This window comes from Thalassospira xianhensis MCCC 1A02616, from assembly GCF_003326475.1.
GTDB classification, from domain to species: Bacteria; Pseudomonadota; Alphaproteobacteria; order Rhodospirillales; family Thalassospiraceae; genus Thalassospira; species Thalassospira xianhensis.
The window spans coordinates 19,653-46,519 of sequence record NZ_JPWA01000007.1 but is presented as its reverse complement, the minus strand read 5'-3'; the positions used below and the strand labels follow the sequence as shown (position 1 = coordinate 46,519).

Here is a 26,867-nt window from a genome sequence, read left to right as displayed (position 1 = left end):
AGTCGATGTCGCGAACAGATGCTCCGGGTCTTGGCCGGGGACTGACCTTTGTCATGGCGATCGCTGCCGGTCTTGCCGTTGCCAATATCTATTATAATCAGCCGATGCTTGGCATCATCATGGCGGAATTCGGCCAAAGCGGCACAGCGGCCCTGATCCCGACGGCAACGCAGTTGGGATACGCCATTGGCCTGTTTTTGCTGGTGCCACTTGGCGATTTGTTTGACCGACGCAAACTGATCGTCCTGCAGTTTCTTCTGCTGGCCCTTGTGCTTGTGATCGAGGGATCCGCACCGACAGATTACATTCTGTTTGCCTCGTCAGTCCTGCTGGGTGCCTGTTCGACTGTCGCCCAGCAGATCATCCCCTATGCGACCGCCCTGACTCCGCCCGAAAACCGTGGCAAAACCATCGGAACGGTTATGGCGGGCCTGCTTTGCGGTATTCTTTTGAGCCGCACGCTGGCGGGGTTTGTTTCAACCCATCTTGGCTGGCGCGAAATGTTCTGGCTTGCCGCTCCGGTGGCGGTTCTTACAGCGATCCTGATGGCGGTGATGCTGCCAAAGGACAAGGCACGTACATCCATCGGCTATGGCGAGGCGCTTTTATCCGTCCTGTTCCTGTGCAAGCAACAGCCTGCCCTTCGCCGTGCGACATTGACGCAAGCCGCCCTCTTTGGCTCGTTCTCGGCGTTCTGGACCGTCTTGGCGCTGCATCTTCAGGAACCCGATTACCATCTGGGGGCGGATATTGCCGGGCTGTTTGGGGTTCTGGGCGCGATTGGTGTTCTGGCAGCGCCCCTTTCGGGCCGACTTGCCGACCGTTACGGCCCGGCCCGCGTCATTGCCGCAGGTGTTATCATTTGTGTGATTTCATGGCTGGCATTTGGGCTTTGGACGGCGCTGGCCGGCTTGATCGTCGGTGTGATCATTCTGGATTTCGGTGTGCAAAGTGCGATGATTTCCAACCAGCATGTGATTTTCGGCCTGGTCCCCGAGGCGCGCAGCCGGATAAATACCGTTTATATGACCGGTATGTTCCTTGGCGGTTCGTTCGGCTCGGCCGGGGCGACTTATGCCTGGGGGCTGGGCGGATGGCCCGCGGTTTGCGGCTTTGGCCTGGCACTTTCGCTAATTGCAATGGTGCCTTCCATGGCTCAACTGCGATCAAAGCCGATTACGCATTAAAACAAAACAGCCCGCCAATAGATGGCGGGCTGTTTTGCATATGGCAGGATGATCAGTTCTTGTAAGGATCAGCCGCGTCGCGCAGGCCATCGCCAAGGAAGTTGAACGCCAGAACGACGATCACGACCGGCACGACTGGCAACATCAGCCATGGATAGACGGCAACGGCGTTGATGTTCTGGGCCTCGTTTAGAAGCACGCCCCAACTGGTGACTGGTGCGCGCAGGCCAAGACCAAGGAAACTGAGCGCCGTTTCACCAAGGATCATGTTAGGGATCGAAAGGGTTACCGATGCGATCAGATGACTGGCAAAGTTCGGCAGCAGATGGCGGGCAATGATGCGTTTGGGCTTTGCCCCCATCAGGCGCGCGGCAAGCGCATAGTCTTCTTCGCGTAGTGCCAGAAGTTTCGAGCGCACCGCACGGGCAAGTCCTGTCCAGTCGATAAGGCCCAGAATGATCGTGATCCCGAAATAAATCAGAACCGGGCTCCAGGTCACCGGTAATGCCGCCGACAACGCCATCCATAGCGGGATTTCGGGCATGGAACGGATGACTTCGATCAGGCGCTGGGCTGTTGCATCGACCCAGCCGCCGTAATACCCCGCCGCCCCGCCAATAAGAATGCCGAGAATGAAACTGACCGCTATACCAACCAGACCAATGGTCAGCGACACGCGTGCGCCGTAAATCATCCGTGACAGCATATCGCGCCCCAGCCGATCCGTGCCCAGCAGGAACAGGGTTCCGTCCTCGGCCGGGCACATCACATGAAAATCGGCTTCGAACAGGCCCCAGAATTCATAGGGATCACCGGAGCAGAAGAAGCGGATTTTTTCGATGCGGCTGTCGCTTGGCGTATAGATCGGTTTCAGCGTTTCCATATCAATCGAGAAATCAGTGCCATAGGTAAAGGGCCCGACAAATTTTCCGTCATGGAACAGATGGATCGCCTGTGGCTGGTGATGGATATATTCCGAGTTTCGTGTTTCCTGCGCATAGGGTGCGAGGATTTCAACGATGAAAACGGATGCATACATAATCGCCAGAATGATCAGCGAAACATAAGCCAACCGATGGCGTTTAAGCCGCCACCAGATCAGCTGCCACTGCGACGCGAGATAGTATTTTTCCTGCGCGGCTGTCAGTTCCTCGCGATCCCAAGGATCAAAAGGCGCGGTATCAATGAAATGCTCGTTACGTTTATCGTCGCTGCGGCTCATTGTGATACCCCTCCCTGCAGGCGAATTCGGGGATCAAGCCAGGCAAGAAGCAGATCAGACACAAACATGCCAACCACGGTCAGAAGAGCCAGAAACATCAGGAATGATCCTGCCAGATACATGTCCTGACTTTGCAGGGCGGCAAGCAGCATCGGCCCGGTGGTTGGCAGCGACATCACAACAGATACCAGCACAGAGCCCGATACGACCTGCGGCAGGATATTGCCGATATCGGCGATAAACGGGTTCAGTGCCATGCGAAGCGGGTATTTGAACAGAACACGCACTGGCGATAAGCCCTTGGCGTGGGCCGTCACAACATATTGTTTGCTCAGTTCATCAAGCAGATTGGCACGCAGACGCCGGATCATCGACGCCGTACCCGACGTTCCGATCACCAGAACCGGCGCCCAAAGATGTTCAGCGACCGACATGACCTTTGCAAAGGACCAGCCCTGATTGATGAATTCCGGGTCCATCAACCCACCGATAGAGGTTCCGAAAACCACGTTGGCGTAATAAAGCAGAATCAGCGCAAACAGGAAGTTCGGCATGGCAAGACCAAGAAAGCCGAGCAAGGTAAAGCCATAATCGCCCCAGCTATATTGACGGGTGGCCGAATAGATCCCGATCGGGAAGCTGACGATATAGATGAACAGAACCGTGCTGAAATTCAGAACGACCGAAAGCCAAAGGCGATCCCCGACCACCTCGGTGACCGGAAGGTTATATTCGAAGGAAAAACCAAGATCGCCATGCAGTAATCCCCAAGCCCAATCGAAATATTGCTGCCAGATCGGTTGATCGAGACCGTATTGCTGTTTGAGGAAAGCAATCTTGGCGGGATCAACCGCCTCGCCCTGTGCCTGCAGTTCATTCAGATAGGTGGACAGGAAGTCGCCCGGCGGCAGTTGAATGATGACAAACACCAGCACGCTGATAAAAAACAGCGTGGGCATCATGACAAAAAGCCGTCTTGCCAAGAAAGTCAGCATCGGCGGTTAAGCTCCCCCTGACGCATCGCCCGGTTTCCCTGCCCGGAATGATGCGTTCGATTTCAGACCACTGCGATCAACGGTCCCACCAGAATGTATCGGGACGGTAAATACCAAAGAACGCGCCCGGTTCCCAGCTGTGTATCCCTTTCTCAGGTACATTCCGCAAATCATTGCGGACCACAACCGGCTGCGGCACATTACCAATCAGACCAATCGAAAACATGTTTTCCGCATTAATATCAAGAATGCCTTGCCAGGCTTCCTTGCGGGCAGTTTCATTGCCCTTCACCCATTTGCCATAAAGTTCCATGAGTTCCTTTGCAGCAGGTAAATCCGGTGCCTCGCCTGCCTCGCCATTGGTCTGGAAATACTGCCCCCATTTCGGCCATTGCAGGCTATCCTGCTGGATCGGAACGAATTCGGACGGAACGGTTGCAGGCGTTGCAAGACCGCTATCAACACCATTAAAAATCGACATGACGGTCTCACCGCTATAAGCGCGATTACGCAGAACTTCGCGCTGCAATCCCTTGACGAACAGTTTCACACCGATCTGTTTCCAACTGTCGCCGATCAGTTCTAGCATGTCATCATGTTCAGGATTTTCGCCCATGGTCTCGACAATGATTTCAAGCGGACGACCATCGGGCATCAAACGGATACCGTCACCATTGCGCTTGGTCAGGCCAATTTCATCGAGCAACGCATTGGCTTTCTTCACATCGAACTTAATGTAGCTTTCGCGATATTCCGGTTTGAAAAGCGGGCTTTTGGGCAGAACCGTATTGTTGGTTGGTGTCGCCAGACCAAAGAACATCACCCGGTTGATCTCGGTTCTGTTAATGGCAAGCGACAGTGCCCGACGAAAACGCACATCGCGCAGCAATTTCCGCCAAACCGGGTCGGAACAGGTCAGGTTCGGATAAAGTGCGGCATAGGCACCGTAACCAACATCCCAAAGGTTAACCTTGAAGTTTTGTTGTGGCTCGGACTGTTTGAGGAAGGTGTAATCCTGCAGTGACAGAATACGGCTTTGCAGGTCGACCTCGCCCGCACCGACCTTGGCCGGAACCAGTTTCGCGTTGGAGATATTGAAGATCATCCGGTCGATATAGGGCAACTGATTGCCGTCCGGATCAACGCGATGATAGTAAGGATTGCGCTCAAAGATGAAGCGGTCAGACGGTTCTTCGGTCCGGATCAGCCATGGCTCCAGCGATGGACGTTCAATATTTTCAAGCCTGTAGGGACGGTCCTTGTCAGTATGGAGCACCGCCCAGCTTCGCAAACCACGTTCTTTGACAATCGCATCAAGTTCGGCGGCATCACGGTAATCTTCGTGAAACTGTTTGAGGTAATGCGCCGGACGATAAATGAAAGGCGGACGCGTTGCCGCCAGTTCCGTCAGGAAGAACGGGTTGGGCTGGGACCAGCTGTAACGAACGGTATATTCATCGAGGACTTCGAAGGTTGCCGGTTCATCGCCAACGAACAGGAACCGGGGCGGACCAACAGGAAACAGTTCATCATTATTGACGATATCTTCCCAGAAATAGCGGAAGTCCTCGGCCGTGAACGGCTCGCCGTCAGACCATTTGTGGCCTTTACGAATATGCAGGGTAAATTCATTGCCCGCATCGTTAACATCCAGTCTTTCAAGAATGTCGGGCTTCAGATTGAGGTCTTCATCATAGCCGATCAGGCGGGCATATGCATATACAACCGCCATGCGAATATCACGCGAACGCCCCATGATGGTAACCAGATCACCACCATATTTACCGATTTCCTTGTTTTCGGCGGTAAAGTCGATGACCTTGGGATGTTCGGGCAGGCGTTCCGCCATCGGTGGCAGTTCACCTTTCGACACGGCATCCTTGAAATACGGGATTTCAGCCAGTGCCGGGCTGCCAAGCGATATTATTCCCGCCAGAATCATCCCCCCAAGGCCTGTGCGTGCACGTTTATTGCGTGACCTGTTGAACCACCCCTCAGAGAACGCAGGAACAATAATCGGGTTCATATGGCGATCTCCTGATAGTCGGCACGTGCGGCACGGACAAAATGATCTTCGGCAAACTGGACCATACGGGGGTCCGACTGCGCATCAATGGTAAAGGGCGCAGGCCAGCGGCGCGGATCTGAAGCCTTGCCATCGACGATCTTGGTGAAATCCAGAAGATGATCAAGATCGGCAAATGGCACGGCATTAAGCAATGCCTGGGTATAGGGATGAACGGGGTTTCTGAACAACTGTTCGCGCGGTGCCGACTCAACAATCCGCCCAGCGCACATCACCGCAATCCGGTCCGCGATATAATCAACCACTGCCAGGTTGTGCGAAATAAACATGTATGTCAGTTTAAGTTCACGCTGCAAATCCTTTAGAAGGTTCAGGATTTGCGCCTGAACAGACACATCAAGTGCAGATGTCGGTTCATCAAAAATCAAAAGGTCCGGCTTAAGTGAAAGGGCGCGCGCGATGCCAATGCGCTGCCGCTGCCCACCGGAAAAACTGTGCGGATAGCGGTTCAGGAACCGTGGATCAAGCCCCACCAGTTCCATCAGTTCCAGCACCATTTTCTTGCGATAGGATGTGTCACCGATACCATGAATGATCATCGGTTCCGTGATGATATCCTGCACGGTCATGCGCGGATTAAGCGAGCCGAACGGGTCCTGAAACACAAACTGGATACGCTTTCGATATGGATTGAGCTGATCTTCGTTCAAACCGGTCAATTCGGTCATCTGACCGCTTTCACCACGAAACAGGATTGAACCGCTATCAGGTGCCATCGCCCGCATGATCAATTTGGAAAGAGTGGTTTTACCGCAGCCGCTTTCCCCAACCAGACCAACACATTCGCCGCGATTGATCGTCAGCGATACATCGGCAACAGCGGCAATTTCCTGTTCCTCGGCCTTGAACCAGTTGCCCTTGCGGACGGCAAAGCTTTTATAAAGGTGACGGACGGCCAAAACCGGTTCGCTCGCCATTGCCGGATGCAATGCCAGAGACGGTGGAACATCCCCCTCGCCCGAAGAATCCTTGTCCCCGCAGAAAGTCAGCAGACTATCGACTTTGGGCTTGATTTCGCGCAACGGGCGCAGGCGTTCATCGGGCCCCATATCGAAATGCGGGACGGCAGAGAGTAGCGACTGGGTATAGAGGTGTCCCGGATTGACAAAAACATCATGCGTCAAACCGCTTTCCACAACCCGACCGTCATAAACCACCACCATTCGGTCTGCCATATTGGCGACCACACCAAGATCATGGGTAATCAGCAGAACAGACATTTGCAGTTCCGACTGCATATCCTTGATCAGGCGAAGTGTCTGGGCCTGTATCGTCACGTCAAGTGCAGTTGTCGGTTCATCCGCAACCAGCAGGGCCGGACGACATACCATCGCCATGGCAATCATCGCACGCTGGCGTAAACCACCAGACAGTTCGAACGGATATGTCTTTAACGACCTTTTCGGATTGGGAAACCCGACAAGTTCCAGCATTTCGCGGGCAAGCTCCTTGGCCTCGCCCGTCCCGACCTTGCGATGAAGGCGGACTGCCTCGCAAATCTGATCACCAATGGTATGAAGCGGCGAAAGGGAACTCATCGGTTCCTGAAAAATCATCGAAATACGGCCACCACGAATGGAGCGCATTTCAGCACCCGAGCGATCCAGCATTGCGATGTCGACCCGTGTACCGGGCTTTTTCGGATCCGCGAACACAATTGATCCGTTGGTAATCTGTGCCGATTTGGGTAGCAATCCCATAATTGCCTGGGAAATGGTGGTTTTTCCCGATCCGGACTCCCCGACAAGAGCCACGGTTTCCTGCGCACCAATGCGAAAGCTTACATTTTCGACCGCCTTGACCCGCATATGGGGCAAAACGAATTCGACTTTCAAGTCACGGATACGCAGTATATCGGTCATCTTCCCTCGCCAATGCCGCCTGCCCGACTTGATGCGGCTGCCTGGACCATTGTTTCGGCCTCATCCATGCGCATCAGATTGGTTCTTGTTATGTCGTCGACCAGTAACTGGTTATCTTTGGCCCAATCCCGGGCAATTTCAAGCAGATCATCAAAACCGTCCAATGTTGATTCTGTGACGATTTTTGCATCCCCTGCCTGCAGGGTAAGTTCAAACCATCCCTTTTTGCCATCGCGACGGGTAGAGAAATAACGCAACCGGAATTTGGAAAGTTCCGACCAGGCGAACGCCGTACCGCCACGCAAGTTGCTGATTCGGATACCATATTCCGAGACATAAATCTTTGATTGAAACCTTAGTAAGGTGCGGACGAAATAGACAACAAACAGCAATGCAAGCCCCGCGGCAGTCCACTGAATGATCGGCAACATTTCAGGGATCAATGCGATAACACCACAAATCAGCAGGCCAGCCACCGATTTCGCCATATCCGGAGCCATAAGTCTTGGTGGATATCCCATGATCTGCACATCACGATCACGCACACCAGCCGGTTTGACCGGATCGGCTGTTTCAACACCGCCGGTTTCTTCGATAGGGCTTATTGCCATGGGAAAACTCCGGGAATTCGCAACCATTTGAGCGCCGCATGCTCAAACGAAAACAGGTTTTCAAGAAATCGTGTTGTTGCATCGTCGTGAACCAGATGGTGGGTCAGAAGCCCGGTGGCTTCCGCGTCATCCACCACACCGTTCCGACGTGCTGACAAATGGGAAATCATCGCATTGATGCATTGATCTTCGCCCGCAAAACCACGCGTTCCGCGCCAGTCAATCACGTCGACATGCGTATTGACCATCAGGAGCCCCGGAACGGGATAGGCATCTGATCGCGCGTTAAACGTGCTGATACCGCGCAGACCAAGTGATGGCAAAGCCCTCATGACGTCATCGGCGATGCGGTTCCATGGCGGCACCATGACGGGCAGGAAACGGTTGCCAAACTGTGATGACAGAACGTCAAACCCACGGCGAATATCGGTGACAACCGCACCGATATCACGAACATCGTCCAGTTCCTGCTTTTTGCGACCTGCAGGCATATGGTTGGTATGCGACCAGCCATGTTGCAACACCCGGGTATCAAGTGTTTCTGCCAGACGCAGTACAAGATCGTGTTCAAGATCAGCCGGGATCACGGCAAGAGCCAAAGGAACCCCATGATCCTGCTCGAAGGCAAGAAGGGTTTCCAGGGCTGGCGTAACTGCAACCGCATCGTCGTCACGCCACCACATCGTGGCAATCCGTTCTTCGGACTGCCACAGATCCAGCTCTGCGCGAAGTTGATCCCAGGTGCTCATGCCTTCCCTCTTATTCTTTCTGCGAGTTTAGCCGCAGTTATCCCTGCCCCGTCCAGAGATATATCTAATTTAACAGGATTCTTCGCCCGATCTATTTGATTTGCCAATGATTGTGGATTCAAATCGTCGGGATCAAGCAACGACAGTACGTTCTTTCCCGCCAAAATAGCAGCACGTTCAGCCTGTTCGCTTTCACCACCATCGGCGAATGGAACCATGACCGATGCGGTTCCCGTCGCCAGAACATCCATCAAGGTATTATAGCCTGCCTGCGAGACGGAAACACAGGCATGTGCCATGCGTTCACGGAAATCCGGCAAAAAGCGATGCAAGTTTATCCCTGTCGGCAGGTTTTCCTCAAGGCGCTGGAATGCTTCACGCGGGAAATGCGGCCCGGCCACGATATCCCAAGGCTGATCGGCAAAGCGGCTGGATAGTGGACGCGCAGCAATTGCCGCCTCAATCAATGCAGTTCCGACCGCGCCACCACCGGCAGAAACAAGAACACCCTTTCTTTCGCCTGCCGCAAAATCGGCTTTGGGTGCGACATAGCCGGTATATTCGATCAAATCGGCGATATCATTGGCAAACGGGAAGCTGCGACCGAAATCAAAAAGCGCCGGATCGCCGTGAACCAGCACACGGTCAAAATGGCTGCGCGCGATATCACGCATCCATGCTTCTTTCGAACGATCGGATTTGCGCACCAGAAGGTCACGAACGGAACAGATACGGGGAATCCCCGCCTGCCCGGCCTTATCGAGTAACGGCAACAATTCAAACCGGAAGGCCCGACGGCCAAACGGGAACATTTCGACCATTAAAAGCTTGGGCGCAACGACATTGAACGCATCAAACAGAGCCTGCTTTCGCCGTTGCTTCCATGCCTCATCAACCGGGTTGCCGACTTCATCGATCAATCCGGAAAAACCGCTATCTGCGGTTCGGCAAGGGGGAAGCTGGATCACATTATCGCTGCCAAAATCCAATGAGGCATCCGGGATACCTCCGGTGACAACAGTTGTTGTCATGCCCAGCCTGCAAAGTTCCGCATTGATCAGGGCAACGCGTCGGACATGGCCGATGCCAAGCAGATGCTGAACATAGATCAGAATGTCGCTCATGTGGTTGTTCCGTCCCGTTCAAGAAGCGGACAATTCAGATCAACGATGCCAAGCCCGTCATCGGAAGACCAGGAAAAGACATGAACGGCTTTCCAATCGAGTTTGTCCGGGCTTTTTCCCATCATATTCCAACCGCATGCCGCAGCATAAACTGCACGAATAATGCCCTTATGTGTCACGACACCAAAATTACCGTCACGATTGCTAGCCAATGCGACCTCAACTCGGGAAAGGACATCGCGCGGGCTTTCCCCTCCATCCGGACGAAAGTCCCAGCCGCGATCTTCATTTTCCTGTATTTGCGCACCAAGATCACGGCGCAGATCAGATAGCTTTTTCCCTTCCCAATCACCCCAGTTCATCTCGATCCAATGCTCATCGGGTGAAACACCGTCAATCGCCAGTGCGTCTGCTGTTTGGATTGTCCGGATCAACGGACTGACCCGCCATGGAACAGCACACCATTTTTGGGGCAACTGAAGGCTGCGATATTCGTCAACAGTTTCGGGAAGCAGAGGAATATCGCTTTGGCCCTGAATACGTCTTTCTGCATTCCACGCGGTAACGCCATGCCGTAACAGGGCAAAATGAAAGCTGCTCATCCCTGTTTCCGTTTCCCGTGACTTTCCACCACATCATGCAGGACATTACCAAGCTCTTTGGCCGCAGCGGTTATTGTATGCATCTGTTCTGCTTTCTGCGAGGCGAATTGCCCCATATCGCGCAAGGCACTGTATCGGTCTGATGCCAGGCACTCGGCAAGTTTGCCTGCGAACGCATCAATATCGCCAACCGGTACCAACCATCCAGTTTTGCCATCCGCAACAATACCCGAAACACCACCACAGTCGCCCGCCAGAACAGGCAATGCTGCCGCCTGTGCCTCGAGGAGCGCCATACCATAGGCCTCGTTGATCGCTGGCCAGACGAACATGTCAGATCGCGCAAGAATGATACGCGTGTGATCGGTATCGCAAAGACCGGCGAAATCAAGCTGATCGGGGCTGATTGCGTGCCGTTCAAAAGCCGCTTCAACGTCGACGCGGGCCGGACCGTCGCCGATTACGGTCAGATGCCAGTTTATCACATTGTGCGCATTGAGCCTGCCAAGTGCGGCTGCCAGCAACTCGTAAGATTTCAGCTTATCGCCCGGCCGCATCATTGCGGTTGTCACCAACTGAACCGGTTTATCGGGATCGATTTCACCGCGATCGGCAGCATGCCAGTTTTCGGTATGAGTAAAGGGTGCGAGATAATGCAACCGGTCCTGAGCACATATCGGCGCCAGACATTCCATATCCGCCTGATTTAGGGAGAATACCGAACTGGCACATCGCAGGGCATGTTCAACGGCTGCGTGGCTTTGCGCCCAGGGGCCGTTTGCACGTTTAGGGGCGAAGGATGCCTCGGCTACGACATAAGGGATATCCAGCGCTTTCGCGATCACCGGGCCAATCCAGTCCGGGGCCTTGTAATAAAGATGGTAGGTAAACCAGATGTCGGGGCGTTTGCGTTTGCCGTTCTGATATTGCCGCAATAGCCGCGCGACCAGCTTTGATGCCAGTTCGGCGATTTGCGCCTGACGCAGGATATTGCCATCGCCAACCCGGCTGCGCAGGCGCGATGCGATATCAACTTTATGTCCGGCTTGCGCTAGCGCTTCACACAGAAGGCGCGCCATCAGGCGATCCCCGGATGGTATCGGATGATCAATCGGCTTTAACGGTGCATAAAAGGCGATCTGCACGTTTGCCGTCCCCTACTCCGCTGCCGGTTGTTGCGCGGCAGTTCTGGCTACCGGTGCATCAACACCAAAGCGATATGCCAGTTCCTTCATGCCGGTATAGAATGAGAAATCCCGTCGAACGATTTCGTTGCCCTTGCGCCCCATCTGATCGCGCAACGCCGGATTGGCAATCAATTCAGCCATTGCCAAGGACAATGATTTGGGATCACGTTCGGGAACAAGTTTGCCGTTAAGGCCATCGGTAATCAGTTCCGGAATGGCTGAAATTGCCGTTGAAACCGCCGCCAGACCGCAAAGCTGTGCTTCCATCAGGACATTGGGCAATCCGTCACGATCACCATCCTGTTCCACCCGGCTTGCCAGAACGAACAGATCGGCGGACTGACAGCCCGCAATCACTTCTTTCTGGTCACGCGGCCCCTGCCAGTCACAATGATCTGAAATTCCAAGATCGGTCGCGAGCGATTTGTATTTATCGCCATTGCCACCACCAATATGAACAAACCGCCAATGCAGATCCTTGGGTAAATCGGCAAGTGCACGCAGAAGATCGTCATAACCCTTTTTCCCTACCAGCCGACCAACCGACAGAATCGTTACCGGATGTTCGGAATCCCGGCCGTCACGGGGCATCCGGTCCGGAAAATCTTCGGGGAAACGGGAAAAATCAAGGCCGTGATAAAGCAAATTCACCTTGGCCGGATCATCGGCCAGCTTTTGCAGATGGTCGACATTGGCCTTCGTGCAGGTCACCAGCCAATCCATATCGGCCAGCTTTTCACGCATGTCCCAATCTTCGCTGGTGTAGATATCCTTGGCATGTGCAGAACAACACCACGGAAGACCGCGCATCATCGCTGTATATCGCGCAACCGATGCCGGGGTATGCAGGAAATGGGCATAGATGCGCGTGATATCGTCCGGCAGCTCCGCCGCCATTACCAATGCTTGCGCAAAACGACGGGCGCGGTTCGGTGTGCGATCCCGGCGATAGTCCTGCCACCAGATATTTCTTGCCCGACGATATCCCGGCATTTTGCGGGCCTTTAGCCAGCCGCGAAACACGCGCATCGGTTCCTGATAGACATATTCCGGCAGGTAATCAATTTCAGCCGTGATCCTTTCGTGGACCGGGTGGCGTTTTTTATCGGTCGGATGACGCAGTGATACAATACGATAAGGAATACCTGCTTGCTGAATACCGAGGATTTCCTGGGCAATAAAGGTTTCCGACAATCGTGGATATCCTTTCACCACGATTGCAAGCTTGTCGCATGTCATCTGTTGTTATCCCGGAAAATCTTACTCGGCAGCAAGCTGCGGCGGCAGCCAGCGTTCAACCTGATCGCCAACACTATCAAGGCCACCCATCAGGTTTGGTACGGTTACATGTGACGGCTTTGGCTGATCAATCAGACCACGAAGGGCTTCGGCCATCTGCATCGGCGGACGCCCGCTATCTTCGGTCAGCATTTTGACCAGACCAAGTTTTTCGGCAGCCGACGCGCGAACATATTGTTCAAGCCGCGGCACGGTTCGCGGCACAATGATTGCCGGTTTGTCAAAGGACAGGATTTCACAAAACGTATTGTAGCCACCCATTGCGATCACACCGGCAGACCGATCCATCAGCATTTCGACATTGGCATCGAAGGTAATGACCGAAAGCTTATCGATCTTTTCCGCGCGTTCCATGAACGCCTGCTGGTCATTTGGTGCCATGAACGGCCCCAGCACGACAAGCGAAGGAACAGGAATATCAGGATCGGCCTCATAGGCACTGATCACCCAATCAACCAGATTAACCCCGTCCCCGCCACCACCGGTCGTGACGAGATAATAGGGTTCCTCAAGACCAAGCGCGCCATGTTCCGGGGTCGGTTTGCGCGTCGCGGTACGCGGTAAATATCCGGTATAGGTCATTTTTTCTTCGACACCCGGCGGCAGATCAATGCCTTCAAGCGGATTACAGATGTCTTTGAGGCCATAGACCCAGATTTCGTCGTAAAGGTCGGCCAGAGCCGGAACGCATTTTTTGCGATCCCATTCTTCACGCAGATTGACCGGGTCATCCATCACGTCGCGCAAGCCCATGACAAGGCGCGTGCGACGGTGGCGCAACATCTGAAGTGTCGATTCAACTTCACCGCGCAAGCCAAGCGGTTCCTTGTCGACGATGAACAGATCGGGATTAAACACATCGGCAGTATGCTGAATAATGGATTCACGCATCGCCAGCGTCTGATCGACATCAATATTCAGATTAAGCGACGTGTATTCGCCATTCGAGAGCTTGATCACGCCCGGAATGCGCACAAAGTCGACTCGCGAACGGAATTCGAAACTGCCGATGATCGGCGATCCGGAAAGGATCAGCACAGATACATCGTCCCGACGCGAAACAAGCGCATGCGCAATGGTCCGGCAGCGGCGCAAATGGCCCAAGCCGAATGTATCGTGGCTATAGATCAGAACACGATAGCCGGTATTCCCCACGATCGACATATATCCGCCCGCTCTCGTAGTGTCCTTCGATACCTTCTCAACCCGATATAGGGTGACACGATATCGCCCGTTGGCAAGCATTTCCGTATTTTACGGTATTTCCAACCTGCCATCGGGCTATTGCTCTCATGCCGATGCGATATCTTGCAAGACTTTTTCGAGCAGGGCTTCGCGTTTTTCGTTGCTGTCGAGTGCACGAAGTTTTTCAGAAAGTTCTGTAACACTATGGGCATAGCGGTTGTGCCAGTCATCACGGGACATCTCGCCAACAGGCAGGCGCGGTTTGAATTCGGCCTGTTTTGCCTGCCCGCGTTTGAGCGTCACGGTGTCATCAAGCACCGGGAGTGCAATTTTGCTTTCTTCGATCCCGTTATTGATCATGGCCTGTTGCAAAGCGGCGCGCGCCCCGTCTTCGCCGTGGGTCAGGAAAATGCGCCGCGATATCGGCATCCTTTCCTTTGTCCAGCGCAGCAGCATGTCCTGATCGGCGTGTCCGGAATAGATATCAAGCGTCCTGATTCGGGCGTGCACATCGACTTCATCACCATGAATGCGGACATGCTTTGCCCCGCCCTGCAGCACACGGCCCAACGACCCGGCAGCCTGAAAACCGACCATCAGCACCGTGCATTCCGGCCGCCACAGATTGTTTTTCAAATGATAGCGAATGCGCCCGGCATCGCACATGCCACTTGCCGACAAAATGATCGCGCCGCTTCTGACCCTTGCCAACTGCATGCTTGCCTCAACATCGGGCACCATATGAAAATTGGGATGGGCCAGGGCACGTGCATCATCATGGGAGAGATGCTTGGCAAAAACCTCGGTCGCACGCTGGGCCAGCGGGCTATCGACAAAAACATCCGCCTTGGGAAGTTTTCCACGATTAAACAGGGTCGCCAGATCGACAAGCAGTTCCTGTGTACGAGCCACCGCGAAACTCGGGATTACAAGATTACCGCCGGCCTGAATGGCTTGGCGAACCTCGACAGCCAGCATTTCGCGGCGCTCTGCATCGCTGACTTCGGGGCGATTGCGATCACCATAGGTGGATTCAACAAACAGATAATCGATGTTTTTCGGCCCTTCGGGCGCATCGTTAAACACCGCCTCGCCCGTGCCGATATCGCCAGAAAACAGCAGCCGCAGGGTACGTGGCTCACCGTCTGGGGCCTCATCATCCACTTCGATTTCTATCGAAGCGGATCCCAAAAGATGCCCGGCATCCCAGTAGCGCGCCCGCAAGCCCGGCAGAACTTCACGCCATTCATGATAGTCGACGGGTTGCAACCGTTTGAGAGTCTTTTCCGCATCTTCACGGGTATAGATCGGGGTGACTTCCGGTCGACCGCGCCGAACATTACGGCGGTTAAGGCGTTCGACCTCGGTTTCCTGAATGTAACCTGAATCAGGCAGCATATAGGTCAGAAGATCGCAGGTCGGTTCCGTCGCATAAATCGGCCCGTTAAAACCTGCCTTTACCAGTTTGGGAAGTAAGCCGGAATGATCGATATGCGCATGGGTCAAAAGCACGCCACGAATGTCAGCAACCTTGAACGGGAAAGCCCCATAGTTCAGTTCGCGAACTGTCTTGCTGCCCTGAAACATGCCGCAATCGACAACAATGTCGCCACTGTCGGTGCGCAGTAGATAACATGAACCGGTGACACCACCCGCAGCCCCACAAAAAGTCACTGATACAGTCATCCGCTTTCCACCCTTGTTCCGTTGTTTTGTTAAACATCACCGGAAAAGGATGCAAATTCCATGATCTGGATCAGTTTTTAAAATGCCTGCAAACCACCGAATGGCAGATAGAGTACCTGATCACCCTTTCTGACCTGCCCGCAATCCTCGGCGATTTCGATCAGGCCTTCGGCCCACACCATCGAGGATAACATGCCGGAACTCGCCGAATGGTAAGTCATGGCAACCCATTGCCCATCGTCATCCTGCACCAGACGGGCGCGCAGCCATTCGCGGCGCCCCGTACCACGGTTGAAGTCAAACCCTGCGATGGCCGGCAATCGCAGGGGCGCACAAACGTCGTCCGATGCCCCCATCATATGAGAAAGAAGCGGCATGGCATAAAGCAGCCCGGAAACCATCACCGAAACCGGATTTCCCGGCAAGCCGATGACAACACAATCCCCAATACGACCGCGCATCAAAGGTTTGCCCGGTTTGATTGCCAGTTTCCATGCCTGAATTTCGCCAAGACTATCTACAACAGGCTTCAACAAATCCGCCTTACCAACAGATACCCCACCCGATGTCATGATGACATCATGTGTTTGGGCAGCCCCCTTTAAGGCGGTTTTCAACACATCAAAATCATCAGCCAGAAGGCCAAGATCAGTAACCATGCACCCGCAAGCGCGCAGCATGCCGATCATGGCAAACCGGTTAGAATCGTAAACGCCGCCGGGCGGCAGCGGATCTCCGGGCTTTGCCAGTTCATCCCCGGTCGAGAAAACGGCAACCGACAAGGGCTTAGACACCAGCACTGACTGATACCCCTGCCCGGCGGCAACCGCGATATCCTGCGGGCGCAAGCGTTTACCGGCTGGCAGGATAACCGCACCAGTCTCAACATCTTCGCCGCGACGACGGATATGTTGATGCTGGCGGGTCTGTGCGACCACATCCTGCGAAACGGTCAAAAGCGTTTCATCGGCATTCGCCGTGACATTTTCCTGAATGATGATGCAATCTGCGCCCTCAGGAATGGCAGCCCCCGTCGCGATGCGGATTGCCTGCCCACGCGGGATTTTCCCCGTAAACGGCTGCCCCGCCAGCGACACACCGCCGACAGTGATTTGCACATCCACTTTACCGACAAGTTCCTGCAGGTCGGCATGATAGAATGCATATCCATCCATTGCCGAGTTATCCGCAGACGGGACGTCGACCCTGGCAACGATATCCTTGCGCAGGATCGCCCCATAACAATCAGTAAGAGGCGCCTCAATTACCGGTGCACGAACAGCGACTTCGTCAAATGCAATACGCAGCGCATCTTCAAGCCGCGTCAGTCCCGGTTGGTGGCAAATATCTGAATTGGCAGGATTATTTTGTGACGTGGTCATCAGCAGCCTGTCGAACTTAACGGGATCATATAGCGGCGATAGTGATCCGGCGGAACGGGAACGTCAATGGCGCGACGATGCACCATCATGCCCCGGGCGGGATCGGGAAATAGCCCGACTTAACATAATCACCGGAACGACACCGACAATGACGATGGTCAATGCACCAAGGGCTGCCTGTTCGATCATTTCATCCTTGGCGAACTGATAGACATGCGTCGCCAGTGTTTCGAAATTGAACGGCCGAAGGATCAGCGTCGCCGGGAGTTCCTTCATCGCGTCCACAAAGACGAGAACCGCCGCTGCCAGAATGCCGCCACGCACCATCGGAAAATGAATGCGCTTCAATGTTCCCCAAGGGCTTTCGCCCAATGTGCGGGCCGCGTCATCCATGCTTGGTCGGACCTTGCCAAGTGCAGCCTCAATAGAGCCATAGGAAACCGCCATAAAACGCACAGCATAGGCAAAAACAATGGCAAAGACCGTCCCGCTCAGAAGCAGGCCGGTAGATATGCCAAACGTTTCGCGCATCATGGCATCAACCGCGTTATCAAACCGGGCAAACGGGATCAGAACCCCGATCGCCAGAACCGCCCCGGGCACGGCATAACCAACCGATGCCATGCGAATGCAGAACCGCAGAAGAGGTTGCGGGAAAAGACGCAAAGCATAGCCAAGGAACACAGCACAACCAACCGCAACAAAGGTTGCAAGACCCGATACCAGCAAACTATTGCCAGCAAACTCAAAGAAATCGGCGGTCCAGCTTTGATCAAAATAGCCAACGGAATAGTAGACCAACACCAATGATGGGATCACAAAACCCAGCACAATCGGCAGGATGCAGACAGCCAGCGCAAAAAATTTGGCGACCGGACCAAGCTCATAACCCGGTAATTCCTGAAAGCGGTTGGTCGTATCGTGGAAACGCTGGCGACGGCGTGAATAACGTTCAGCCACGATCAGGACAATCACGACCGCCAGCATGGTCAGCGCGATCTGGGCAGCTCCGCCGGCATTTCCCATACCGAGCCAGACATTGAAAATACCAGCCGTCAGGGTATGAACAGCAAAGAAATCGATGGTCCCGAAATCATTCAAGGTTTCCATCAGCGCAATGACGACACCAACCACGATAGCCGGACGCGCCAAAGGCAAGGCAACCGTTACGAACGAGTTCCAGGCCGAACGCCCGAGAACACGTGCAGCTTCGAGAACACAGACCGACTGTGCCAAAAAGGCCGCCCGGGCCAGCATGTAAACATAGGGATAAAGCGTCAGGCTAAGCACCAGTATCGCCCCGCCCTTGGTCCGGATATCAGGAAACCAGTAATCACGCGCGGTTTGCCAGCCGAAAATCTCGCGTAGAAGACGCTGCAACGGACCGGCATATTCCAGAAGATCGGTGTAGACATAGGCAACAATGTAGGCCGGAACTGCCATCGGAAGCAGCATCGCCCATTCAAAGAACCGTTTACCCGGCAGGCGACACATGGTTACGACCCATGCCGCCGAAACACCGATCAACGTGACGCCAATACCAACCCCCAGCATCAGGATACCGGTATTTTTCAGGTATCGCGGCAACATGGTGGATGCCAGATGCGGCCAGATGTTTTCCGTTGGGAACAACGCCAGATAAACAACCGCAATCAACGGTGTTGCGACAAGAAGTGCGATAATAAATGCCCCGGCCAGCCAAAGACCTGATTGGCCGCGCGGCAGCCAGCGCATGGAGGTTCCAAGCGAACGTTCGCGCAACGGATCAAGCGTCTCGGTTACGGCAGAAGGCCGGATATCGCGATCGTCTTCGGTCTGGCAGGAATTGTTCACGCGAGCTGCGCCCTATTCGTTAAAGCCGACTTCGTCGATCAGACGAATGGCCGCACCACGGTTATTGGCAACTTCGTTAAGCGGCAGGGTATCGGATTTGAATGTGCCCCAGGAACGAACCATTTCCGACCAAGCCACCCCCGGCTTGACCGGATATTCAAAGTTCACGTCTGCATACATGTGCTGCGCCTCGTCCCCGGACAGAAATTCGACCAGCTTGATCGCATTTTCCTTGTTCGGCGCATTCTTTATCAGGGCCACACCCGAAATATTCACATGCGTGCCGCGGTCGCCCTGATTGGGGAAAACAATCCGAACATCCTTGGCGGCATCGGCTTTGTTTGGATCATCAAGCATCTTGCCGTAATAATAGGAATTGCCGATTGCCAGATCGCAAACGCCTTGGGATACGGCCTCGATCTGATCGATATCCGCCCCTTGCGGTTTGCGCGCAAGGTTGTCCTTCAGTCCCTGAAGCCAGGTTTTTGTGTATTCCTCGCCATGACGGGCAATCATCGAGGCCACCAGTGCGATATTGTAAACATGCATTCCAGAACGGACACAAATGCGCCCCTTCCATTCCGGATCGGCAAGTTCTTCGTATGTCGCAATGGCGTCGGGCTTCACACGATCAAGCGACGTATAAAGGACACGTGCACGGGTGGTCAGGCCGACCCACAGGTGATCCTGATCACGAAACTGTTCGGGGATATTGGCATCAATCACATCGCTTTGAAGCGGTGTCGCTATATCGGCATCAACGGCGTCCTGAATACGGCCAATATCAACAGTAAGCAAAAGGTCGGCTGGACTGTTACGGCCTTCATGTTTGATGCGTTCAACCAGACCGCTTTGGGAAAACAGTGTGTTGACCCGAATGCCGGTTTCCTTGGTGAATTGTTCGAACATTGGTTCTATCAGGAAAGGCTGTCGCAGCGAATAGACATTAACTTCCTCGGCAGCATTCGCATGAAATGCCGTCAATCCGACCACTGCGCCCATCATGCCAAAGACCTTGTTGCGCAGTGAAGTCATCATGAATCTCCTGAAATGGTCGCAAAGCGTGAAGGCAAGTAAGAATGATTTGTACTCGCTGCCCGGGAAATTAAAGGGCAGCCGCCCTCTTTTGCAAGAGCGAATAGAACATAACCGCCTTGTCGGCCTCCTGCCTCTGCACGGAGCCGGACCCGTTTAGCCAACAAAAAAAGGGACGGTAATGGTTACCGCCCCTTTCCGGAATTATTCGAAAAACGAAAATTCAGTTATTCGTCGTAGCCGACCTGATCAACCATGCGAACCGCATCGGCACGCAGACGGGCGATTTCGGCCAGCGGAAGTTCGTCAGCCTTGAAGGTGCCCCACGACTTTACATAGTCGGACCATTCAACACCCGGTTTGACCGGATATTCATAGTTCACTTCGGCGTAGATTTTCTGCGCTTCGTCACCCGAAAGGAATTCCATCAGCTTGACAGCGTTTTCCTTGTTCGGTGCACCCTTGATCAGGGTCATGCCGGAAATGTTCATCGACATGCCGCGACCATCCTGATTCGGGAAAACGATGTTTACCGATTCAGCCCATGCACGCTGTTCCGGATCATCAAGCATCTTGCCATAGTAATAGGTATTGGCGATGGCAACATCGCATTCGCCTTCCTTGATCGCCTTGACCTGACCGCGATCATTGCCCTGTGGCTTACGTGCAAGGTTTGCTTTCAGGCCCTCGAGCCACGTTTTGGCTTCTTCGGCACCATGATGGGCAATCATCGAGGAAATCAGGGCAACGTTATAGTCATGCGAGCCTGGACGAGTGCAAACGCGACCCTTCCATTTCGGATCAGCAAGATCTTCGTAGGTGGTGATTTCACCTTCAGCGACACGATCCTTGGAGGCATAAAGCGCACGACCACGCTGGGTCAGGGCAAACCACTGATCGTTTTCATCGCGCAGATGGGCCGGAATGTTGGTTTCGAGGACATCACTGTCGACGGCCTCTGTAACACCCGCATCAACGGCTTCCTGAATTCGGCTGATATCGACCGTCATCAGAACATCGGCCGGGCTATTGACCCCTTCCTGCTTGATGCGTTCAACAAGACCTTTTTCGGCGAAGATCACATTGACCTTAACGCCAGTTTCCTTGGTGAAGCTTTCAAACAGCGGTTCTACAAGAAAAGGCTGACGCAAGGAATAAACGTTAACTTCCTGTGCCGACGCAGCCGTAGCAGCAACGGTGGCGGCTCCCAACACCGTACCGCAAATAATCTTTCTGATGTCCATGTGAACGTTCCCCGTTGAAATCCATGAAATCCGCATGCATCTGCAAATCAGTTGCAAATGCAAAGATGCAATTAAGCGCCCTGCGCCGCGATTTCAACAGAGATCACCCTAATTCAACCCGGCGATGTGATGTATTTCACATATAGAAATATCGACCTGATCCCAAAGATTGCGGCAAGCCGGAAAATGCAACCTAAAGCAGGTTGAACGAACCCTTACTTGCGCTTTTCCAGGCATCAAGGAATTCCTGATAGGCTGGAATATCACCTGCGCGTTCTTCAAGCCATGCAACGGTCAGATTGATAGCATGATTATAGCCGTCATGGTCGCTTAGACCGGTGTGAAGCACATAGCGCAGATAAAGAAGATAGGTGTTCAGAACATCGGTTTCGCAATAACGACGAATGCCTTCGATTTCGCCATTGTCATACATATCCGAGACCTTGCTGCCGTCAACGCCGGTCTTGCCGGGAAGATCAAGGGCGGCACAAACCTCGTTCATTTTGGTTCTTGCAGATGCCCCATAGTCGGAAAGAACTTCGGCAAGATCACAATGCCAGTTCGGCGCATAACGCGATGTATAATTTTCCCATTTATTCGCCGACTGATGTAGCCAGCGCGCAGACACACCATGCTTCATAGCACGATACTTCAAAACCGGCAGATCGAACCCGCGTCCATTGAAGCTGACCAGTCTGGGATAAAGTTTACCGCAATAGGCAAAAAAGCCGTTCACGAGGTCCTTTTCCTCGCTGGTCAGATCGCCACCGGAACGCAGTTCTTCAATCTCGTAGGTTTCCAGATTGCCATCACGCTGTATCGTCGCGCGCAGGAAGCTGATGGCAACAACCTTGTGAAACGGCTGGCGCGGGAAGCCGTTCCGGCCATCGGTGATATCAAGATGATATTTTTCAAGCATTTCACGCCCGGTCACTGGATCAGGTGCGGTTTCACCGGTCAGTTGCGGCAACACATCGATATCGGGAACGGTTTCGATATCAAAAACAAACAGACTGTCATGTGTCATGGTGCCCCCGGCAGAAATGCGTTTCGCGCAGCATAAACATGCTTGGCAGAAGTTTCACGAACTTCCGGGCAAAATTCATCCTCGCAATCACATCCGCACTGACATCTCCTGACACAGCTGTCAGGAGATGCAGTTTAGACTTCAAATCATTATGGCACATCACAAGTCTGGCAAATGTCGGCAAGCAGGGTTGCGTCACCTTTGACCCCAAGGTTAAACTTCACACCACCTGTATCAGGGGCAAAGTCCAGTCAGGGGATCGAGCACACAACCACTGGTGACATGGCGGCATTCAACCGCCGGACATTGCATTTGATGCGCTTCCGGACCGTAGAAGATAGTCAAAGGGAAAAGTGATGAACATCCTGCCTACCGGAGCCGCAATGCTTATGGCCGCTGGCCTTGCATTCTCTACCTACACAAGCGCACAGGCACAGGATGCCAGTTGCGAGATCGACCGTCCGGTGATGTTCGCCGGACTGAATTATGACAGCGCGCTTTTCCATAACGCGGTTGCACGCTTCATCATTGAAAAGGGCTACGGATGTAAAACCGACGCCCTGCCCGGTGACGTCATTCCGCTTTTGACCGGTGCGGGCAAAGGTGACATCGATGTCGTCATGGAAATCTGGCGTGACAACGTCGCTGACGCATGGAAAAAGGCCGAAGCCGCCGGAAATGTAACTCAGATAGGTGTGAATTTCGATGACGCCGTCGAAGGCTGGTTCGTGCCGCGTTACGTTATCGAAGGTGACAAGGAACGCGGGATCGAGCCGATGGCACCGGATCTGAAATCCGTCGATGACCTGCCGAAATATGCCAGTCTGTTCGAAGATGCCGAAGAACCGGGTAAGGGCCGTTTTTATAACTGCCCGGCAGGCTGGGTGTGCGAAAAGGTCAATTCGGGGAAACTCGCGGCCTATGGCCTGAATGACAGTTTCACCAACTTCCGACCGGGCACCGGTGCCGCACTTTCCGCAGCAATCGCATCTGCGCACAAGCGCGGTGAACCGGCACTTTATTATTACTGGGGACCGACCTGGGTGATGGGTCTTTATGACAGCTATCGCCTTGAAGAACCTGCATATGATCAGGCAATTTTCGACAAGCTGAAAACGGATGAAAATCCGACAAAGGCCACAGCCTATCCGGAAAGCACGGTCACAGTCGGGGTGAATACGGAATTCATGAAATCAGCCCCCAAACTGATCGAATTCCTGACGCATTATGAAACCAGCAACGCCATGGTTTCGGAAATGCTGGCCTATATGCAGGAAAACGGTGAAAAACCCGAAGATGCGGCCCTTTATTTCCTGAAAGAAAAGCCGGGCGTGTGGAAAGCATGGGTGCCGGAGAAAGTCGCAGAACGGGTTGAAGCTGCGCTTTAACAACACAGGTAGCAACACCTGATCGCTGTGCGATCTTTTAGATATCGATCACGGGGCAGGTTTCGATCTGCCCCCTTTTTACTGCCTGTTTGCTACCGGTTCCGGGGGCCGTCTTGTCATCTAGTTCACGGAGAACCGATCCGATCCCATCCGGTCGGCGGTCTGGGGTCGACTTCTTCGGTATCCATCAGACGGGCCACGTGCTGCAGTGATGCGAGGATACGGCTGCGTTCGTTCTGATCGAGTCTTTCATAACGCTGCATGAATTCACCATCCATCAGCGGCGGCGTATTACTTAGAACTGCAAGTCCTTTGTCAGTCAAACGGCTGTTGACCACCCGTTTATCATCGGCATTTCGGGCACGCTCGATAAAACCGCGTCCTTCCAGCCGGTTCAGGATCGTCGTTACGGTCGCCTGACTCAGCGATACATGACGGGAGATCTCCTTGACGGTCACCGCACCAAGTTCCTCGATCGCCAGAAGCACGACGAGCTGCGGAACCGTAAGACCACAAACCTTCATCACATGTTTTGAGTGCAGATCGGTTGCACGAATGATCTGCCGTAGAGCAACCAAAACATCGAGAAACTCGCGTCTTTTCTGCTGATCCGAGATCATGTGCGCAATCCTCCCTGTCATATTATCCGCCCAACTTAGCGCCATTATAATTTGACATCAAATGTTTTGATCTGTAACTATCAGATTACAGAATGTGACGAAATTGGGGGAGCAGGCGCGATCCGGCGCAACGATCACACCTGTCTCGACATGACATTTTCAATGGATGGCATCGCGCGGTTTCCGGAACCCGGGATACACGCCGCCTGTTGTCCGATAACAACAAATGACAAGGGCCAATGACCGATAAAATCGTTGTAAAGGACCTTTATAAAGTCTTTGGCGACCGTCCCGATCAAGCCATGCAGATGATCAACAACGGGATCGACAAAGCCGAAATTTTTGACAAAACCGGACAAACCGTCGGTGTTTGTGGCGCCAGCTTTACCGTCCGCGAGGGTGAAATTTTCGTTGTGATGGGGCTTTCGGGCTCCGGAAAATCGACACTGGTTCGCCTGTTAAACCGCCTGATTGAGCCGACATCGGGCCAGGTGCTTTATGACGGCACAGATATAGCGGCCATGAGCGATGAGGAACTGCGCGAATTACGCCGCAGGGATATGTCCATGGTATTCCAGTCCTTTGCCCTGATGCCCCATATGAGCGTCGTCGACAACGCGGCATTTGGCCTTGAACTGGCCGGGGTTGCCGAGGAAGAACGCCACCAACGCGCCCTGAACGCGCTTGATCAGGTGGGGCTGAAAGCACAGGCGAATTCATACCCCGACGAGCTTTCCGGTGGCATGCAGCAACGCGTTGGCCTTGCCCGCGCTCTTGCCAATGACCCGTCTGTCATGTTGATGGATGAAGCGTTTTCCGCCCTTGATCCGCTAATCCGGACCGAAATGCAGGACGAACTTCTGACCCTGCAACGTGAACACAAGCGCACCATCATCTTTATCTCGCACGATCTGGATGAAGCGATGCGCATCGGTGACCGGATCGCAATCATGGAAGGCGGCATTGTTGTTCAGGTCGGAACGCCAGAGGAAATCCTGAACAATCCGGCCAATGACTATGTCAAATCGTTCTTCCGCGGTGTTGATGTATCCACAATTCTTACGGCCAAGGATATCGTCGTCAAACGTCAGGTCACCGTGATCGAACGCGAAGGCGTTGGTCTTAAAACCGCCCTTAACCGTCTGCGCAACGAAGACCGCGAATATGGCTATATCGTTGGTGACAAACTTGATTTTCACGGGATTATTTCCGTCGACAGCGTCGATAAGGCAATCAAATCAGGCGCTGACAAACTTTCCGCAGCGTTCCTGCCTGATATCGACGCTGTTGCCCATGACACACAGCTTTCCGATCTGATCGGAACCGTAGCCCATACACCTTGTGGCGTACCGGTCATCAATGAAAACGGCAAATATCTGGGCGTAATCAACAGGGCCAATCTTTTGGCGACTCTCGACCGCGAAGGAGATGGCGCAAATGGCTGATAACAGCAATCCATGGGGTGCCGCCACCGATAACGGCGCGGCAGACGCCGCAAAAGACGCAACCACATCGGGGGCTGCCGATGCTGCCCAGAGTGGTGCCTCCAACCCGTGGGGCAGCAGCGCTTCTGATACGGCAGGCGACTGGCTTTCCAATGCCGCCCCTGCCCCGGAACATCATTTTGATATCCTCCATCCGTTTCAGGATGCGGTCATTCCGCTTGATATCTGGGTCAATCATGGACTGGAATGGATTGTCGATAACTTCCGTAGCGTCTTTCAGGCGATCCGCTGGCCGATTGATGCAGTCCTTTCAGGTGTCGAAACCGGGCTGCTGGCAACACCGGCCATTGTTGTCATTCTGATTCTGTCATTGATTGCGTGGCAGTTGGCCGGTCGCCGTCTTGCGATTGGCACTTTGATTTCAATGATTGCCGTTGGCCTGATCGGTGCATGGTCAGAGGCCATGGTGACGTTATCACTGGTTATCACATCGGTTCTGTTCTGTGTGGTTCTAGGGCTGCCGACCGGTATCTGGCTGGCGCGCAATGAACGGGCGGCAAATACCGCACGCCCCATTCTTGACGCGATGCAGACAACACCGGCATTCGTTTACCTTGTCCCGATCGTGATGCTGTTTGGTATCGGCAATGTGCCGGGCGTGGTCGTGACGATCATCTTTGCCCTGCCGCCTCTGATCCGCCTGACCATCCTTGGTATCCGTCAGGTGCCCGGCGATCTGGTGGAAGCAGCACGTTCCTTTGGCGCCAGCCCGAAACAGCTTCTGTTCCGTGTCCAGCTTCCGCTCGCCATGCCGACAATCATGGCCGGCGTGAACCAGACCTTGATGCTCGCCCTTTCGATGGTGGTGATCGCATCGATGATCGCGGTTGGTGGCCTTGGCCAGATGGTTTTGCGCGGCATTGGTCGCCTTGACATGGGCCTCGCCACGGTTGGCGGTGTCGGGATCGTGCTTCTGGCGATCGTGCTGGACCGCATGACGCAGGCCCTTGGTCAGGACCAGCGTAGCAAGGGCACCCGTCACTGGTACGAAAGCGGGCCGGCCGCAATTATCCGTTCCCTTATGGGCAAGAAATAACC

The 26,867-nt window shown here is 53.9% G+C and carries 22 protein-coding genes; 4 read left to right on the top strand and 18 right to left on the bottom strand.

Features of this window, described 5'->3' with window-relative positions:
• Positions 1-5: 5 nt before the first annotated feature.
• Positions 6-1,187, top strand: coding sequence for an MFS transporter (locus tag TH5_RS07805; protein WP_114121377.1), 1,182 nt, complete (start codon positions 6-8; stop codon positions 1,185-1,187).
• A gap of 52 nt (positions 1,188-1,239) precedes the next feature.
• Here TH5_RS07805 and TH5_RS07800 read toward each other — a convergent pair whose 3' ends face one another.
• The 17 genes from TH5_RS07800 to TH5_RS07720 all read right to left on the bottom strand — a co-directional run bounded on the left by TH5_RS07800 (position 1,240) and on the right by TH5_RS07720 (position 22,316).
• Positions 1,240-2,409, bottom strand: a complete 1,170-nt coding sequence (locus TH5_RS07800; protein WP_114121376.1) for an ABC transporter permease — start codon at positions 2,407-2,409, stop codon at positions 1,240-1,242.
• Positions 2,406-3,404, bottom strand: coding sequence for an ABC transporter permease (locus TH5_RS07795; RefSeq protein WP_114121375.1), 999 nt, complete (start codon positions 3,402-3,404; stop codon positions 2,406-2,408). The genes TH5_RS07800 and TH5_RS07795 overlap by 4 nt, the downstream gene beginning before the upstream one ends.
• A gap of 76 nt (positions 3,405-3,480) precedes the next feature.
• Positions 3,481-5,430 carry an ABC transporter substrate-binding protein gene (locus TH5_RS07790; protein WP_114121374.1) on the bottom strand — a complete coding sequence of 650 codons (1,950 nt, stop codon included), beginning with the start codon at positions 5,428-5,430 and terminating at the stop codon, positions 3,481-3,483.
• Positions 5,427-7,352 (bottom strand): ABC transporter ATP-binding protein, encoded by a 1,926-nt coding sequence (locus TH5_RS07785; RefSeq protein ID WP_062949175.1) that lies wholly within the window; start codon positions 7,350-7,352, stop codon positions 5,427-5,429. The genes TH5_RS07790 and TH5_RS07785 overlap by 4 nt, the downstream gene beginning before the upstream one ends.
• Positions 7,349-7,963, bottom strand: a complete 615-nt coding sequence (locus TH5_RS07780; protein WP_062959724.1) for a hypothetical protein — start codon at positions 7,961-7,963, stop codon at positions 7,349-7,351. Before TH5_RS07780 ends, TH5_RS07785 begins: the two co-directional genes overlap by 4 nt.
• Positions 7,954-8,712, bottom strand: a complete 759-nt coding sequence (locus TH5_RS07775) for a polysaccharide deacetylase family protein (protein WP_062959723.1) — start codon at positions 8,710-8,712, stop codon at positions 7,954-7,956. Before TH5_RS07775 ends, TH5_RS07780 begins: the two co-directional genes overlap by 10 nt.
• The gene (locus TH5_RS07770; protein ID WP_114121373.1) at positions 8,709-9,836 is read right to left on the bottom strand and encodes a glycosyltransferase family protein; all 1,128 of its coding nucleotides are present in this window, start codon (positions 9,834-9,836) and stop codon (positions 8,709-8,711) included. The genes TH5_RS07775 and TH5_RS07770 overlap by 4 nt, the downstream gene beginning before the upstream one ends.
• Entirely contained in the window at positions 9,833-10,438 is a 606-nt protein-coding gene (locus TH5_RS07765; RefSeq protein ID WP_114121372.1) for a histidine phosphatase family protein, read from the bottom strand. Before TH5_RS07765 ends, TH5_RS07770 begins: the two co-directional genes overlap by 4 nt.
• The gene (locus TH5_RS07760; protein WP_114121371.1) at positions 10,435-11,583 is read right to left on the bottom strand and encodes a glycosyltransferase family 4 protein; all 1,149 of its coding nucleotides are present in this window, start codon (positions 11,581-11,583) and stop codon (positions 10,435-10,437) included. Before TH5_RS07760 ends, TH5_RS07765 begins: the two co-directional genes overlap by 4 nt.
• Positions 11,584-11,595: 12 nt before the next feature.
• On the bottom strand, positions 11,596-12,864 hold the full coding sequence (locus TH5_RS07755) for a glycosyltransferase family 4 protein (RefSeq protein WP_114121370.1): 1,269 nt from the start codon (positions 12,862-12,864) through the stop codon (positions 11,596-11,598).
• Between the two features lie 21 nt (positions 12,865-12,885).
• Positions 12,886-14,088: a glycosyltransferase family protein gene (locus TH5_RS07750; protein WP_114121369.1), complete on the bottom strand. Its 1,203-nt coding sequence runs from the start codon at positions 14,086-14,088 to the stop codon at positions 12,886-12,888.
• Between the two features lie 126 nt (positions 14,089-14,214).
• Positions 14,215-15,795: an MBL fold metallo-hydrolase gene (locus TH5_RS07745; protein WP_114121368.1), complete on the bottom strand. Its 1,581-nt coding sequence runs from the start codon at positions 15,793-15,795 to the stop codon at positions 14,215-14,217.
• Between the two features lie 77 nt (positions 15,796-15,872).
• Entirely contained in the window at positions 15,873-17,177 is a 1,305-nt protein-coding gene (locus TH5_RS07740; RefSeq protein ID WP_114121367.1) for a molybdopterin molybdotransferase MoeA, read from the bottom strand.
• 63 nt (positions 17,178-17,240) lie between these two features.
• A complete protein-coding gene (locus tag TH5_RS07735; protein WP_062949195.1) occupies positions 17,241-19,010 on the bottom strand; it encodes an ABC transporter permease in 1,770 nt (589 codons plus the stop codon).
• 12 nt (positions 19,011-19,022) lie between these two features.
• Complete coding sequence (locus TH5_RS07730; RefSeq protein WP_114121458.1) at positions 19,023-20,045, bottom strand: Fe(3+) ABC transporter substrate-binding protein; 1,023 nt, start codon at positions 20,043-20,045, stop codon at positions 19,023-19,025.
• A gap of 227 nt (positions 20,046-20,272) precedes the next feature.
• Positions 20,273-21,289 (bottom strand): Fe(3+) ABC transporter substrate-binding protein, encoded by a 1,017-nt coding sequence (locus TH5_RS07725; protein ID WP_114121366.1) that lies wholly within the window; start codon positions 21,287-21,289, stop codon positions 20,273-20,275.
• A 193-nt stretch (positions 21,290-21,482) separates the two neighbouring features.
• Positions 21,483-22,316 carry a 3'-5' exonuclease gene (locus TH5_RS07720; RefSeq protein WP_097050392.1) on the bottom strand — a complete coding sequence of 278 codons (834 nt, stop codon included), beginning with the start codon at positions 22,314-22,316 and terminating at the stop codon, positions 21,483-21,485.
• Between the two features lie 356 nt (positions 22,317-22,672).
• Between TH5_RS07720 and TH5_RS07715 the strand changes: the two genes are divergently transcribed.
• A complete protein-coding gene (locus TH5_RS07715; protein ID WP_062949198.1) occupies positions 22,673-23,704 on the top strand; it encodes an ABC transporter substrate-binding protein in 1,032 nt (343 codons plus the stop codon).
• A 125-nt stretch (positions 23,705-23,829) separates the two neighbouring features.
• Here the strand turns inward: TH5_RS07715 and TH5_RS07710 are convergent, their stop codons facing one another.
• The gene (locus TH5_RS07710) at positions 23,830-24,324 is read right to left on the bottom strand and encodes a MarR family winged helix-turn-helix transcriptional regulator (RefSeq protein WP_114121365.1); all 495 of its coding nucleotides are present in this window, start codon (positions 24,322-24,324) and stop codon (positions 23,830-23,832) included.
• A 239-nt stretch (positions 24,325-24,563) separates the two neighbouring features.
• Between TH5_RS07710 and proV the strand changes: the two genes are divergently transcribed.
• The gene (gene proV, locus TH5_RS07705; RefSeq protein WP_114121364.1) at positions 24,564-25,769 is read left to right on the top strand and encodes a glycine betaine/L-proline ABC transporter ATP-binding protein ProV; all 1,206 of its coding nucleotides are present in this window, start codon (positions 24,564-24,566) and stop codon (positions 25,767-25,769) included.
• Positions 25,762-26,865, top strand: coding sequence for a glycine betaine/L-proline ABC transporter permease ProW (proW, locus tag TH5_RS07700; RefSeq protein ID WP_114121363.1), 1,104 nt, complete (start codon positions 25,762-25,764; stop codon positions 26,863-26,865). Before proV ends, proW begins: the two co-directional genes overlap by 8 nt.
• The last annotated feature ends 2 nt before the right edge of the window (positions 26,866-26,867 follow it).